Raw genomic sequence first — 13838 nt, forward strand, 5'->3', positions numbered from 1 at the left:
GTAGTTCTGCGGATCCGCTCGTCGCGGATCTGCAGCAGGCTGGCGTGCATGACTGACCGCTACGCCTTCGACTCCTTCGGCCCCTCCGTGCCACCGCCGGTGCCCCGGCGCGTGCGGTCGCACGGTGCGCGCACCGCCGACACCGTGATCTCGGTGCTGCTGTGGCTGGTGCAGTGCGCAATCGCCTTCTTCGCCGCGACGACGCTGCCGCTGGTCGCGATGGTCACCGACAACTGCGGCTATGTGACGTGTGGCTCGGAGAACTGGGTGTGGGTCGGTGTCATCACGCTGTGGGTGACGGCGGCGCTGGGGGTGCTCGTCTTCGGCGGTGTGCTGATCCGGCGCAGCCTCGCCGACCGGCCGACCTGGCTGGTTGCGCTCGTCGGTATCGCGACGCAGGTCGCGTTCGCCGTTCTGGGCGTCGTGATGATCCTGCAGGCCGGTGAGATCTAGCCGCTCTCCCGCGGCAACACGACGGCCGTGAGCACGGCCATTGCGACGAGGACGACCGCCGCGGCGCCCAGGGCGACGTGGATGCCGCCCATGTAGGCGTGCTTGGCGGTTTCGACGAGACCGCCATTGGACCCGGCCGCGTCGACGGCCTCCTGCAACGTGCCGCGGAAGCCGGGGGAGACGTCGGCGAAGCGGCGCGTGAACACGACCCCGGCGAGCGAGCCGAGCAGTGCGAGTCCCAAGGCCTGGCCGAGTTCGAAGCTGGTCTCCGAGATCCCGGTGGCCTCGCCGGCGCGTTCCGGCGGCACCGACCCGACCGCGACCACCGACACGAGGCTGAACGCCGTCCCGTAGCCGACGCCGGCGACGGCGGAGCCGACGAGGAACGCCCACAGCCCGTCGTGGACGCCGGTCCACTGCAGCAGGGCCATGCCGGCCGCGCACACCAGCAGCGCGCCGATGAACGCACGGCGCACGCCGATGCGTGCGACGATGCCCGCCGACCCGAGGGAGAAGGCGCAGACGGTCGCGGCCATGGGCACGCCGAGCAGCGCCGCCGACAGGGGATCGCGGTCGGTGACCGACTGCAGGTATTGGTTCACCAGGTAGGTGGTGGCGGCCAGGGACATCATGGCGGCGAGCGTCGTGGTGATGGCGACGGCGAATCGCGGGTTGCGCAGCAGGCGCAGGTCGACGAGCGGGTGGTCCGATCGCGCGCAGTGGCGGGCGAACGCTCCCAGCAGCGCGAGGCCGAGGATGCCGACGACGACGCTGGTCGGGTCGACGCCCTCGAGTGCGACGTGTTTGACCGCGTACACGACGCCGAGGATGCCGCCGACCGACAGTCCGACGCCCAACAGGTCGAAGGGGGTGTCGACGGCGGACTGTTCGTCGCGGGGCAGCAGCGGAGCGGCGAACCACAGCGCGACGACCACCGGCACGTTGATCAGGAACACCGAGCCCCACCAGAATTGGTGCAGCAGCAGCCCGCCGACGATCGGACCGACCGCGGCGCCGCCGGAGAAGGCGGCCGTCCACACGCCGATCGCGCGCCCGCGCTCGGCCGTGCTGGCGAACATGGTGGAGATGATCGCCAGGCTCGACGGCAGCAGCGTCGCCCCGCCGAACCCCATCAGCGCGCGGGCCGCGATGAGCATCAGCGGCGTCGACGCGAACGCCGCGACCAGGGAGCCGAGGCCGAAGACCGTCGCACCGCCGATGAGGAGTCGTCGACGGCCCAGCCGGTCGCCGAGGGCGCCCATGGTGATCAGCAGGCCCGCGATCACGAAGCTGTAGGAGTCGAGGATCCACAGCGCCTGGGTGGGTGACGGGCCGAGGTCTTCGGTGAGTTTCGGCATCGCCAGGAACAGCACCGACACGTCCATCGAGACGAGCAGGACCGGCAGGGTCAGGACCGCCAGGCCCCACCATCGTCGCTTCGTCGCCACATCGCGGAGGCTACGCGTCGTCACATCGCGTGCGGGTAGACGGTCAGCATGTGCGCGCCGAACCAGGAGCTGAGCGCGATGACCGCCACCAGGATCGTCATGCGCACCCGCGGCGCCTGGTTGGCGAGCCAGATCGCGATCGGGATCAGCAGGACGAAGGCGGGCAGCAGCAGTCGGGCCCGGCTCATCATCAGGCCGCTCGACAACACGATCGACGCGGTCACCAGCGTGCCGTAGACCAGCAGCGGCCACGGCGTGCGCGCCGCGATGTTGATGCCGACGAGCACGAGTGTCGCGACGATGATGAGTGCGGTGGCCACGGGTGCGACCTCGCCGGAGTTGATCAGCGTGTGGTTGACGAAGCGGAAGGTCGCCTTGCCCCAGTCGAATTTGGTGCCCCACCCGCCGGTCTGGATGTCGAACCAGCCCATCGGCTCGTCGGTCTTCGACCACACATAGGCGAGGTAGCCGAGGAAGCCCAGCGGTGCGACGACGATTGCCGTCCACGCCCGCCAGCCGCCGCGCTTGACCCCGGCGGTGCCGGTCTTGCCGCGCGGCAGGCCGAGGGCGGCGATGAGCGCCGCCAGCATCACGACGCCGATCAGCACGATCCCGGTCGGGCGGATCAGGCCGGCGGCCATCGCGGTGAACCCGGCCAGCAGCCAGCGCTTCTCGAGCACCCCGACCAACGACCACGCGACCACCGCGCAGAACAGCGCCTCGGTGTAGGCCATCGATAGCACGACGCCCATCGGCGCGGCCGCGAAGAGGACCAGCAACACCAGCCCGGTCGTGTTGGCCCGGCTCTCGTCGGCGCCGGTCATCGCCGTGGCGCACCACCGCCCGATCCGGGCCACCGCGACCGCCGCGAACCCGCCGGCGAAGATCGTCACGATGATCGCCGCGCCGTAGACGTTCAGGCCGGGCAGCTTCGCGACCCAGCTCACGAGGTACGGGTAGCCGGGGAAGAACGCGAGCGCCGTGTCCGGGGTGTGGATGCCGTTGGCGTCGGTGTGCGTGGCCGGGACGTCGGCATAGCCGTAGCGCGCGATCGCGAGCATCCACTTGCCGTCCCACAGCTGCAGCGTCGTCGGCAGCGACGTGCCGCGCAGGTCGGCGAACCGGGCCAGCACCGCGATGCCGACCAGCCGCACGGCGAAGAACGTGATGAGCGGCAGAATCCAGTCGTCGACGACGTCGCGCTGCATGACGGGGCGGTCGTCGGCAGCCGCGTCGTCGACGGCGGTGTCGACGGAGCTCGTGCTGGTGGCCACGACGGAGATCGTAGTGCCGATGCTCATTCGGGCGGGACACCACCGCACCGGTAGACTGGGCGGCTGATCATCCAGCAGGTCCAGAGAGGTAATTCGGTGGCGCTCGTAGTCCAGAAATACGGTGGGTCGTCGGTCGCGACGGCCGAGCGGATCCGCCGTGTCGCCGAGCGCATCGTGGACACCCGCCGCAATGGCGACGACGTGGTGGTCGTCGTCTCGGCGATGGGCGACACCACCGACGAACTCCTCGACCTCGCCGAGCAGGTCAACCCGGCGCCGCCGCCGCGCGAGATGGACATGCTGCTGACGTCGGGCGAGCGCATCTCCAACGCCCTGGTCGCCATGGCGATCGCGTCGCTGGGCGCCGAGGCGCAGTCGTTCACCGGCTCGCAGGCGGGCGTGATCACGACCAGCAGCCACGGCCAGGCCAAGATCATCGACGTCACGCCGGGCCGCGTCCGCGATGCCCTCGACGAGGGCAAGATCGTCCTCGTCGCCGGTTTCCAGGGCGTCGCCCAGGACACCAAGGACGTCACGACGCTCGGCCGCGGCGGCTCGGACACGACTGCCGTTGCGCTCGCCGCGGCACTGAACGCCGACGTCTGCGAGATCTACACCGACGTCGACGGCATCTACACCGCCGACCCGCGCATCGTGCCCAACGCCCGCCACTTGGAGACCGTCTCCTTCGAGGAGATGCTGGAGATGGCGGCCGCCGGGGCCAAGGTGCTCATGCTGCGCTGTGTGGAATACGCGCGGCGCTACAACGTTCCCGTTCACGTGCGCTCGTCGTACTCGAACAAGCCCGGCACGATGGTGGCCGGATCGATGGAGGACATTCCCGTGGAAGAAGCGATTCTCACCGGCGTTGCACACGACCGCAGCGAGGCCAAGGTCACCGTTGTCGGCCTCGACGACAAGCCCGGTTCGGCCGCCAAGGTGTTCCGCGCCGTCGCCGACGCCGACATCGACATCGACATGGTGCTGCAGAACATCTCGAAGGTGGACACCGGCAAGACCGACATCACCTTCACCCTCCCGCGCGAGCGCGGCCCGCAGGCCGTCGAGAAGCTCAACGGGCTCAAGGGCGAGATCGGCTTCGCCGAGGTCCTCTACGACGACCACATCGGCAAAGTGTCGCTCGTCGGCGCCGGCATGCGCTCGCACCCGGGTGTCACGGCGACGTTCTGCGAGGCGCTCGCCAAGGCTGGCATCAACATCGAGCTGATCTCCACCTCGGAGATCCGCATCTCGGTCCTGTGCCGCGACACCGACCTCGACGAGGCCGTGCGCGTGCTGCACGACGCCTTCGACCTCGGCAGCGACGAAGAGGCCGTCGTCTACGCCGGCACGGGCCGCTAGCCATGGGTGTGAAGATCGGCGTCGTCGGCGCCACCGGCCAGGTGGGCGGCGTCATGCGCAACCTGTTGGCCGAGCGGGGCTTCCCCGCCGACGAGGTGCGCTACTTCGCGTCGTCGCGCTCGGCGGGCCGAGAACTGCCGTGGGGCAGCGACGGAGCCACGATCACCGTCGAGGACACCGCTACCGCCGACCCGAGCGGCCTGGACATCGCCCTGTTCTCCGCCGGTGCGACGATGTCGCGCGAGCAGGCGCCGCGCTTCGCCGCGGCCGGAGTCACCGTCATCGACAACTCGTCGGCCTGGCGCAAGGACCCCGACGTCCCGCTCGTCGTCTCCGAGGTCAACGGCGAGCTCGCCAAGAACCCACCCAAGGGCATCATCGCCAACCCGAACTGCACGACGATGGCCGCGATGCCGGTGCTCAAGCCGCTGCACGACGCGGCCGGCCTGCGCCGCCTGATCATCTCCTCGTACCAGGCCGTCTCCGGCTCCGGCCTGGCCGGTGTGCGCGAGCTGTCCGACCAGGCCAACCGGGGGACGCAGCGCGGCCTCGGCGAACTGGTCTACGACGGGAGCTCGGTCGACCTCGGCGAGCCGAACGTCTACGTCAAGCCGATCGCCTTCAACGTCGTCCCGCTGGCCGGGTCGCTCGTCGACGACGGCTCGGAGGAGACCGACGAGGACCAGAAGCTGCGCAACGAGTCGCGCAAGATCCTGGGTCTGCCCGAGCTGCTCGTCAGCGGCACCTGCGTCCGCGTGCCGGTGTTCACCGGGCACTCGCTGTCGATCAACGCCGAGTTCGACGAGTCGCTCAGCCCTGATCAGGCGCGCAAGATCCTCGCCGACGCGGCCGGAGTCGAGCTCGTCGACGTGCCGACGCCGCTGGACGCCGCGGGCAAGGACGTGTCGCTCGTCGGGCGCATCCGCCAGGACCCGGGAGCCCCCGACGGCAAGGGCCTGGCCCTGTTCGTGGCCGGCGACAACCTGCGCAAGGGTGCCGCCCTCAACACCATTCAGATCGCCGAGTTGCTGGTCTAGCCGAACAGCTTGCGGCGGATGCGGCGCAGCAGTCCGCGCAGCCGCTGCTCGGATCCGCCGTGGTGGGGCGTGGCGGTGGAGCGGGGCACACCGGCCGCGTCGCGCAGACAGGCCTCGTAGCGGGACTTGCGGTCGGCGAGGCCGTTGAGTCCGCCGTTGATGGCCCTGGTCACGCCTTCCAGGTCGCCGGCGTCGGCGAGCGAGTTGATCTGGGGGCGGGCGACCGTCCAGTACCAGGTCACGCCCAGGAACCCGTAGTGGTTGGAGGACAGTTCGTCGGGGTGCTCGACGAAGAACTTCGCGGTCGGGACGTAGCCGTTCTCGTGCGCCCACTTGCTCAACTCGGTGTAGTTGGTGCGGCCGGTGACCTGGATGGGCCCGCGGCCCTTGAAGCGCTTCCCGTCGCCCTTCTTGGTGTTGCCGAGGTCCTTCCGGCCCTCGTAGTCCTCGCCCGAGGCGATCTCTTCCATGTAGCGCAGGCCGGCCGACTCGTGCCCGATCTGCGCCAGCCACATCGCCGCCCGGTCGACGGTGGTGCAACCGCAAGTGGTCATCGACTCGACCACCGCGGGGAACAGTTCGCGATAGCGATCGAGAGACAGGCTCTCACCCATGGCCTGGCTCAGCGCCTCGGGGCTGTGCGCGATGGGTGGGGTGGTCGACGGCATGGTGTCTCCGTGTTCGTTTCGGTGGAGGGTGGCTACAGCTTCTCGAGAATGCTGTTCAGCTTGTGGTCCGACGCGGAGACCGCGGCGTGCACGGCCGGCTCGACGAGCTTCGACATCGCCTTGCCGGCGAGGCCGCCGGGGAACTTGTAGTCGATCTGGACGCTGATCTTGGTGGTATTCGGATCGATCTCGGTGAGCTTCCACCGCGTCTGGTTGTCGAATCCGGAGACCGAGTCGGTGTCGATCTCCTCGCCGTCGACCCACCGCACGATCTCGATGACCGACTGCAACTTGGCGCCGAGCTTCATCACCGAATCGAACCGGGCGCCCTCGCCGCGGGTCTGCTCGGTCAGCGGCTTCATCTCGCTGAGCCCGAACATCCACTCCGTCAGGTTCTCGACGTTCGACATGTAGTCCCACACCTTGGCGATCGGCGCGTTCACGGTGTTTTCGTGGTTCACGTGGCCCACGGCGGCTCCTTCACTCGGCACGGTTCCGCTAGACCCTAGCCGCTCGGCGCACCGGACGGCGGAAGGCGGCTAGGCTGAGCACTATGAGCGACGAGTGGTACTACGAAATCTCCACCGGCAAGGTCACCAAGGGCAAAGAGGGCAGCGTCCTGGACCGGATGGGCCCCTACCCGGACGAGGCGACGGCCCGCCGGGCGCTTGAGATCGCCAAAGAGCGCAACGAGTCCGCCGACGCCGACGACGAAGACTGACCGGCCGATTTCAACCGTTCGGTCTCGCGTCGGACACCCCCGCGTCTCGATCTGACTACAGGCGGCCGCCACGGCCAGTCGGTCCTCGCCACCGCTGATAACCGCTCCTACCTTCGCGGTTATGGAGACAAACAGCCTTCGCGTCGGCACCGCGGTGTCGACCGCCGCACTCGCCGCCGGCCTCGTCGTCGGCGCGCCGTCGGCCCACGCCGGCGACTTCTACACGCCGCCGGCCCAGGTGAGCCCCGCCGCGTCGGAACCCGGCGTCTTGGTGCGCACCCAGCCGATCCCGCTGCTGGGCCTGTTGCCCGGGCGCGCCACGCGGATCATGTACATGACCGCCTACCAGGACGACAAGCCCGTCGCCGCCACCGGAACCGTCATCGAGCCGATCCCGCGCTGGGCGGGCCGCGGCCCGCGTCCGACGGTCGTGATCGGTCCGGGCACCGTCGGGCAGGGCGACCAGTGCGCACCGTCGAAGTTGATGGGCGTCCCGCTGCACCTCGACGTCACCAAGCCGAGCCTGGCCGTCAACTTCGCCGTCGCCGAAATGCTCATGCTGCTCAACAACGGGGTTCGCGTCGCCGTCGTCGACTACATCGGCATGGGCACCCCGGGCGTCCCGACCTACCTCAACCGCGCCGAGCAGGGCCACGCCATGATTGACGCCGCCCGCGCCGCGCTGAAGCTGAAGGACGCCCCGGGCAACGCCCCGGTCGCCTTCTCCGGCTATGGCCAGGGCGGTGCGGCTGCTGCCGGCGCCGTCGAGATCGCGGAGAAGTACGCGCCCGAACTCGACGTCCGCGCCGCGCACGCCGGTGCGCCGATGGCCGATGTGATCAGCCTGATCAACAAGGTTGACGGCACGCACGACGCCGGCACCGTCGGATACGTGCTGAACGGGCTGCAGGTCCGCTACCCGAAGCTCAAGGCCATCCTCGACCGCGAGCTCAACCCCTCGGGCAAGGCCATGCTCGCCGGAGTCGCGAATCAGTGCATCGCCGACACCGGCGTCGGCTACGCCTTCCGCCGCACGGCGAACTGGACGACCAGCGGCGAGTCGCTCGGCCGCGTCATCGCCCGCACCCCGGAGTTGCAGAAAGCCCTCGACGACCAGCGCGTCGGCACGGGCAAGCCCGCGGCCCCCGTGCTGATCGAGGCATCTCCGGCCGACGACATCGTGCCGTATCCGGCGGTGCGCCGGCTCGTCGACGAGTGGCGCGGCAAGGGCGTGCACGTCGACCTCTCCGATACCGCGATGATCCCGCTGATCCCGGGCACCGGGCTCACGCACGCGGCCGCCAAGTCGCCGAACGTCATCCCGGCGACCAGCTACCTGATCGACGCGCTGAAGAACTGATCCCGGCGCAGACCCCTGTGCCGCAGCCCGCCGATGTGGGACGATTCGGGGCATGAAGAACGCCGGGAAATGGCTGATCATCCTCGGTGCGGCGGGCGCGATCATCAGCATCGTCGCCGGTGTGGTGTTGGCCGTCGTCGGGCTGCGTCCCGTCGCCAGGATGGAACAGGACGCCGTCGCCGTCGACGGTCCGGGCAACAGCGTCGAGCAGCACTTCGACAAGGGCCGGGAGTTCACGCTGTACACGCGTGGCGCCAACGGCGTGTATATCGAGGATCCGCCCAAGTGTCCGGTGACCGGTCCCGCGCCGCTGCGGCGCATCGAGGGCAGCTACAGCTCGATCACCATCGGCGCGCAGTCGCGCATCTCCTTCGCCACCTACCGGGTCAACCAGGCGGGCACCTACCGCATCGTCTGCGATCGGCCGGGCGTCACGATCGCCTCGGCGGTCAACCCGCTGGGCATCATGGGCGGCATCGGCGGCGGTTTGCTCGCCCTGTTCGGCGGCATGCTCGGCGTCGTGATGGTCGCCCTGGGGATCGTGTTGCGGGTCGTCGGCGGTCGCAAGGCGACTCCGCCCACCGGACCGCCCGCGGCTGGTTCCTGGCCCGGCGCCGACACACCGGTCCCGACGCCGGGACCCGAGGCGTAGGCCGATGCGCGCCGCCGCCTCGGCCCTCGCCGTCGTATTGACCGTCCTCGGCGCGGCGCCCGCCGCCGCCGATCCGGGCTTGCCCGGCGTCGACGTCGGGCCGGCGGGCACCTCGCTCGTGCACGGCGACCTCGCCTCGACCGATTCCACGCCCTTCCGCGGACCGGGGCGTCGCGCCCGACTGGCGGCGTCGTCGATCCCCGGCGGCGCCTGCGCCGCGACCTTCCTCGGCCGCGACGGCATCCCCGTCGCGCTGTGCACGCAGTTCCTCGGCGCCGGCGGATTCGCCGTCCCGACGGTCACGCTCTTCCATCCGCGCACCGCCGCGGTGCTCGCCCGATTGCCGCTCACCAAAGGTGGGCTGCTCGGCGGCGTGTACGGCTTCCTCGACGCGCAGGACCGGGTCGTCGTCGCCGACGGCTCCGGCGCGATCGTGCGCGTCGCCCACCGCGGCGGACTGCGCTCGCCGCGCCTCGTCGTCGACGAGCGGGTCTCGCTGGCCGGACACCTCCCCCGCGCGGACGCGGTCACCGGCCTGGCGCCGGACTACCAGGGCCGGGTCTGGTTCGTCACGACGGGCGGCGTCGTCGGGACGGTGACACCGGCCGGCCGCAAGCCGCGAATCCGGTCGGTGCGGTTGCGCCGCGGCGAGCAGATGGGCAACGGCCTGTCCGTGCGGCCGTCGGGTGTCTCGGTGATCACGACCCACGCCCTGTACGAGATGCGGGCCGGTGCCGATGGCACGCCGCGCACCCGGTGGCGTCGGTCGTACGACCGCGGATCGGCGCGCAAGCCGGGCCAGCTCACCTGGGGTTCGGGGACGACCCCGACGTACTTCGGCCCCGGTGGCGACCGCTGGGTCGCCATCGTCGACAACGCCGACCGTGCGCCCAACCTCATCGTCTACCGCAGCGACGACGGCAGCGTCGTGTGCCGGATGAAGGCCTTCCGGCGCAGCGGGCAGGGCACCGAGAACTCGATTCCGGCGATGGGCAACACCCTGGTCATCCCGAGCACCTACGGCTATCAGTACCCGCCGATGGCCGAGAGCGGCCGGGCCAACCCGCCGGCGGCGGTGTTCACCGGCGGATCGACCCGCGTCGACGTCGCCGAGACCGGTTGTCGCCGCGTATGGGAGAACGACGACCGCATCGCCACGCTGCCGCGCCTGGCCCGCGGCGACGGGCTGGTGTACGCCCTCGGCTACGGGCCGGTGGTGCCGGGTGTGCCGCAGCAGTTCGGACCGGTATCCCTGATCGGCTCCGACTTCTGGACCGGGCGCCGCGTCGTCACCCTGCCGATCGGCCAGGCGCCCGTCGACGAACCGATGGAGCTGACCGGCACCATCGGTCCCGACGGCACCCTGTGGCAGGCCACCGTCGGACGGATGCTGCGCATCTCTCGGGGCTGAGCCGAACACACGCCTCGCCCGGCAGTGGCACTATCGAGGGTATGAGTGCGCCCGACGACGATCCCGACGCCATCCCCAGCCAGGCCGAACTCGACGAGCTGGACCTCGAAGAACTGGCCAGCACCTCGGCCGAGAGCGATCTGGCCTACCCGATCCGGGATCAGCCGATCGGCCCGCCGCCGCCCGCTCTCGCCCGCGACACCTGGGCGTTCTGGTGGATATCCGCCGCCGCCGGCATCGCGTCGGCGGTCTATCTGCTGGTCAACGTCGTCTCGGTCTCCGACAGCCTGCAACGGCGCTTGATGGACGACATCAAGAAGGCCATCGACGAGGCCGCGCGCACCAACCAGAAGCCGCTGACCATGCCCGCCGACGAGTACCACGGGCTCGCGCACTTCCTGCCGCCCGCGATGGTCGTGACGATCCTGGTCCTGCTCGCCGTGCAGTTCCTGCTCCTGCGCGCCGTGACGGCCCACCACAGCCGCAACGCCCGCAACATCTTCCTGGCGATGGTTCTGCTGAACCTCGTCTGCATCCCGACCGGCATGGACCTGCTGCGCTTCGCCGACAACGCCCCGGCGATGTTCGCGGTCGGCTGGGTCCAATTCGGCGCGCTGCTGCTCTCGGCGCTGTGCATCCTGCGCCCATCCGTCGGGCAGTGGCTGCCGGTGAACCCGCGCGTCGGCATGGGCAAGCTGATGCGCCCCGGCGGCTGAGCCTGACCCACGCCACGAAGCCACCAAGAAGAAGGAGACAAGAATGAGTGTTGAGGTTGCCTACAAGGTGTCGTCGACGGCCACCGGCGGAGGGCGCGACGGGCACGTCGAATCCGAACCCGGGCGCATCAAGCTGGACCTGCAGCCGCCCGTCGAGCTCGGCGGCAGCGGCGACGGCGCCAATCCGGAGGAGCTGTTCTCCGCGGGCTATGCCGCGTGCTTCCTCGGCGCCCTGCGCCTGGTGGCCAAGAACGCCGGCGTGACGCTGCCCGACGACACCGCGGTCACCGTCACCGCGGGCATCGGCAAGGACCTCGCCGACAACGGATTCGGCCTCGTCGCCGACATCGCCGTCGCACTGCCGGGCCTCGATCAGGCGCAGGCCGACGAGCTCGCCCAAGCCGCACACGGCTTCTGCCCGTACTCCAAGGCGACCGCGGGGAACATCGAGCACACCGTCACCGCGACCGTCTGACGCGGAAATGGGCGTGATCAACCGTCGGCGGGGATTCCGTCTGCGGTAGCGTGAGCGGCGTGAAAGACGCATCGTTGAGCTCATTGCCGCTGTTGTTGATCGCGGTCACCCTGGCCGTTGTCGCCTTCGTCGTCTACCGCCGCCGCGAGACCGCGGCGCTGGCCCGCGACGTCGCACTGGCCCGCGACCTGCGGGACGCCGCCGACGGCGATGCCGTGCGGCTGGCCGCGGTCGACGAGTTCGAGACCGGCATCTACCAGCGCCTGTTCTATGCGGGGGTCGTCGGGCCCAAGCTGCGCAGCGCGGCGTTCTCGCTGCTGGGCCTGGCGCTGTCGCTGGGCGTGGCCGTGCTGCTCTCGCCGCTGTCGGGCTTCACCGCGTCGACCGGCAAGGCCGTCGCCCTGGCCCTGGCCCTCGGGTTCGGTATCGCGGCCATCGCCTTCGGGGCGTGGGCGCTGTACCACGTCGTGAGCACGCCGCGCGTGTCGTTCGTCGAGTCCTACGCCGACGATGCGAACGAGGACGAGGACGACGATTAGCGAGGAATCGGCCGACCGTCCCGAGCGGTCGAAGCCCATCAGCCGCCGACGCCTCCTGTTGGGCGCCGGCGTCCTCGCCGTGGTCGCGGTGTTGCTGGGCGCCTGGGCGCTGGCCGGCGACAGTCCGCTGACCGGTTCCGATACGTCGGCCGACCGGTACACCGTCGCGTTCGGCAACCCCAACGAGCCCGACTCGGTGGTGACCAGCCGCACCCTGTTCCCCAGCTCGGCGGGCGCGATCCTCGTCAAGGATGACGCCGACGAGGACGTCGTCAAGCGCAGCGTCGAAGCCGCGGAGAAGAAGCACGTCCCGCTGCTGAGCGTCGGTGACGGCTCGAAGACCCCGGTGCGCCGTGAGCTCGAGCGGTTGGGGGCGTCGACGGTGGGCGCCGAGGACGCGTCGAGCCTGCCATCGGGTCTGGGCGTGACCGTCGGCAGCACATCCGACGTCCCGTCGTCGAGCGCGCCGATCACCGACAAGACCCTCGTGCTCATCCCGGAGCAGGGCGAGGGCAGCGTCGACAACGCCGCCGCATCCGCGACCGCCACGGCCGCCGGTGCGACGGGAGAGCTCGTCGAGATGCCGGACCCGCGCGGCAGCGGCCAGGCGATCGACTTCATCAAGCGCAACCGCGACGCCCGCGTCATCGGCATCGGCGGCGTCTTCGGCACGACGAAGCTCCTCGAGGAGAACGTCGACGCCGCGCGGTCGGCGCCTGAACTCCCCGGCGGCGGGTACACGCTGTTCCCCGGTCGACGGATGGTGGCGCTGTACGGCTCGCCCGGCGCTCCCGCGCTCGGACCGCTGGGCCGGCAGGACCTGCCGAAGTCGATCGACCGCGTGAAGAAGCTCGCGTCGACGTATGTGCCGTTCAGCAAGGAGAAGGTGATCCCGGCTTTCGAGATCATCGTGACCGTCGCGTCGGCCGAGCCGGGCCCGGGCAACAAGTACACGAATGTCATCGACCCGAAGGTGATCAAGCCGTGGGTCGAGGAGGCCGGCAAGCAGGGCGTCTACGTCACGCTGGACCTGCAGCCCGGGCGCGTCGACTTCCTGACGCAGGCGAAGATCTACGAGGACCTGCTCAAGCACCCGCACGTCGGACTCGCCCTCGACCCGGAATGGCGCCTCAAGCCCAACCAGGTGCACCTGACGCAGATCGGCCAGGTGTCGCCCGACGAGGTCAACCGCGTCTCGGACTGGCTGGCGAACCTGGTGCGCAAGGAGAAACTGCCGCAGAAGCTATTCGTGCTGCACCAGTTCGACGGCGACATGCTCGGCAACCGCACCCGGATCAACACCGGCCATCCAGAGCTCGCGGTGATGATCCACGCCGACGGCCACGGCACCCCGCCGGTCAAGATGGGCACCTGGAACCGCCTGATCACGGGCCTGCCGCCGAACATCTACATGGGGTGGAAGAACTTCTACACCGAGGACCACCCGACGTTCTCGCCGGAGCGCACGATGGCCGTGAAGCCGGCCCCGTGGTTCGTCTCCTACCAGTGATCGCGGGCCGTTAACCCGATTTCATCCCGGCGGGGCGACGCGGTAAGCTGATCCAGGTTTTAACACGGGGTATGGCGCAGCTTGGTAGCGCGCTTCGTTCGGGACGAAGAGGTCGTGGGTTCGAATCCCGCTACCCCGACGCACAGGAGAAGGCTTGCCGGATCCGCATGTGACAGTGTTGAGATAGCAGAAGAGGCGCTGACCGCAAGGTC

The 13838-nt window shown here is 69.9% G+C and carries 15 protein-coding genes and 1 tRNA gene; 12 read left to right on the top strand and 4 right to left on the bottom strand.

Annotation, left to right across the window (positions count from 1 at the left end; translation table 11 throughout):
- The first annotated feature begins 48 nt into the window (after positions 1 to 48).
- Positions 49 to 453 carry a hypothetical protein gene (locus tag QM728_RS01160; RefSeq protein WP_415030222.1) on the top strand — a complete coding sequence of 135 codons (405 nt, stop codon included), beginning with the start codon at positions 49 to 51 and terminating at the stop codon, positions 451 to 453.
- Here the strand turns inward: QM728_RS01160 and QM728_RS01165 are convergent.
- Both QM728_RS01165 and QM728_RS01170 read right to left on the bottom strand, forming a co-directional pair.
- Positions 450 to 1901, bottom strand: coding sequence for an MFS transporter (locus QM728_RS01165; protein ID WP_415030223.1), 1452 nt, complete (start codon positions 1899 to 1901; stop codon positions 450 to 452). The two genes, QM728_RS01160 and QM728_RS01165, sit on opposite strands and share 4 nt — an antisense overlap.
- A 20-nt stretch (positions 1902 to 1921) precedes the next feature.
- Complete coding sequence (locus tag QM728_RS01170) at positions 1922 to 3175, bottom strand: hypothetical protein (RefSeq protein WP_415030224.1); 1254 nt, start codon at positions 3173 to 3175, stop codon at positions 1922 to 1924.
- A gap of 96 nt (positions 3176 to 3271) precedes the next feature.
- Here QM728_RS01170 and QM728_RS01175 point away from each other — a divergent pair, with 96 nt between their 5' ends.
- Both QM728_RS01175 and QM728_RS01180 read left to right on the top strand, forming a co-directional pair.
- Positions 3272 to 4537, top strand: a complete 1266-nt coding sequence (locus tag QM728_RS01175) for an aspartate kinase (RefSeq protein ID WP_415030225.1) — start codon at positions 3272 to 3274, stop codon at positions 4535 to 4537.
- A gap of 2 nt (positions 4538 to 4539) precedes the next feature.
- Entirely contained in the window at positions 4540 to 5574 is a 1035-nt protein-coding gene (locus tag QM728_RS01180) for an aspartate-semialdehyde dehydrogenase (protein WP_415030226.1), read from the top strand.
- Here QM728_RS01180 and QM728_RS01185 read toward each other — a convergent pair.
- Both QM728_RS01185 and QM728_RS01190 read right to left on the bottom strand, forming a co-directional pair.
- On the bottom strand, positions 5571 to 6242 hold the full coding sequence (locus tag QM728_RS01185) for a glycoside hydrolase family 19 protein (protein ID WP_415030227.1): 672 nt from the start codon (positions 6240 to 6242) through the stop codon (positions 5571 to 5573). The two genes, QM728_RS01180 and QM728_RS01185, sit on opposite strands and share 4 nt — an antisense overlap.
- A gap of 32 nt (positions 6243 to 6274) precedes the next feature.
- Positions 6275 to 6712, bottom strand: a complete 438-nt coding sequence (locus QM728_RS01190) for an SRPBCC family protein (RefSeq protein ID WP_415030228.1) — start codon at positions 6710 to 6712, stop codon at positions 6275 to 6277.
- Positions 6713 to 6795: 83 nt separating this feature from the next.
- Between QM728_RS01190 and QM728_RS01195 the strand changes: the two genes are divergently transcribed.
- The 9 genes from QM728_RS01195 to QM728_RS01235 all read left to right on the top strand — a co-directional run bounded on the left by QM728_RS01195 (position 6796) and on the right by QM728_RS01235 (position 13765).
- A complete protein-coding gene (locus QM728_RS01195) occupies positions 6796 to 6963 on the top strand; it encodes a hypothetical protein (RefSeq protein ID WP_415030229.1) in 168 nt (55 codons plus the stop codon).
- A gap of 121 nt (positions 6964 to 7084) precedes the next feature.
- Positions 7085 to 8323 (top strand): lipase family protein, encoded by a 1239-nt coding sequence (locus QM728_RS01200; protein WP_415030230.1) that lies wholly within the window; start codon positions 7085 to 7087, stop codon positions 8321 to 8323.
- 52 nt (positions 8324 to 8375) lie between these two features.
- Positions 8376 to 8975, top strand: coding sequence for a hypothetical protein (locus QM728_RS01205; RefSeq protein WP_415030231.1), 600 nt, complete (start codon positions 8376 to 8378; stop codon positions 8973 to 8975).
- 4 nt (positions 8976 to 8979) lie between these two features.
- Entirely contained in the window at positions 8980 to 10386 is a 1407-nt protein-coding gene (locus QM728_RS01210) for a hypothetical protein (RefSeq protein ID WP_415030232.1), read from the top strand.
- A gap of 41 nt (positions 10387 to 10427) precedes the next feature.
- The gene (locus QM728_RS01215; protein ID WP_415030233.1) at positions 10428 to 11102 is read left to right on the top strand and encodes a hypothetical protein; all 675 of its coding nucleotides are present in this window, start codon (positions 10428 to 10430) and stop codon (positions 11100 to 11102) included.
- A 43-nt stretch (positions 11103 to 11145) separates the two neighbouring features.
- Complete coding sequence (locus tag QM728_RS01220) at positions 11146 to 11577, top strand: organic hydroperoxide resistance protein (RefSeq protein ID WP_415030234.1); 432 nt, start codon at positions 11146 to 11148, stop codon at positions 11575 to 11577.
- A gap of 59 nt (positions 11578 to 11636) precedes the next feature.
- Positions 11637 to 12116, top strand: coding sequence for a hypothetical protein (locus QM728_RS01225; protein ID WP_415030235.1), 480 nt, complete (start codon positions 11637 to 11639; stop codon positions 12114 to 12116).
- Entirely contained in the window at positions 12088 to 13626 is a 1539-nt protein-coding gene (locus tag QM728_RS01230; RefSeq protein WP_415030236.1) for a hypothetical protein, read from the top strand. Before QM728_RS01225 ends, QM728_RS01230 begins: the two co-directional genes overlap by 29 nt.
- A 65-nt stretch (positions 13627 to 13691) precedes the next feature.
- Positions 13692 to 13765: transfer RNA gene (locus tag QM728_RS01235), tRNA-Pro, on the top strand.
- Positions 13766 to 13838 lie beyond the last annotated feature (73 nt).

The sequence above is a fragment of the Gordonia sp. (in: high G+C Gram-positive bacteria) genome, assembly GCF_047602025.1.
Lineage (GTDB): Bacteria > Actinomycetota > Actinomycetes > Mycobacteriales > Mycobacteriaceae > Gordonia.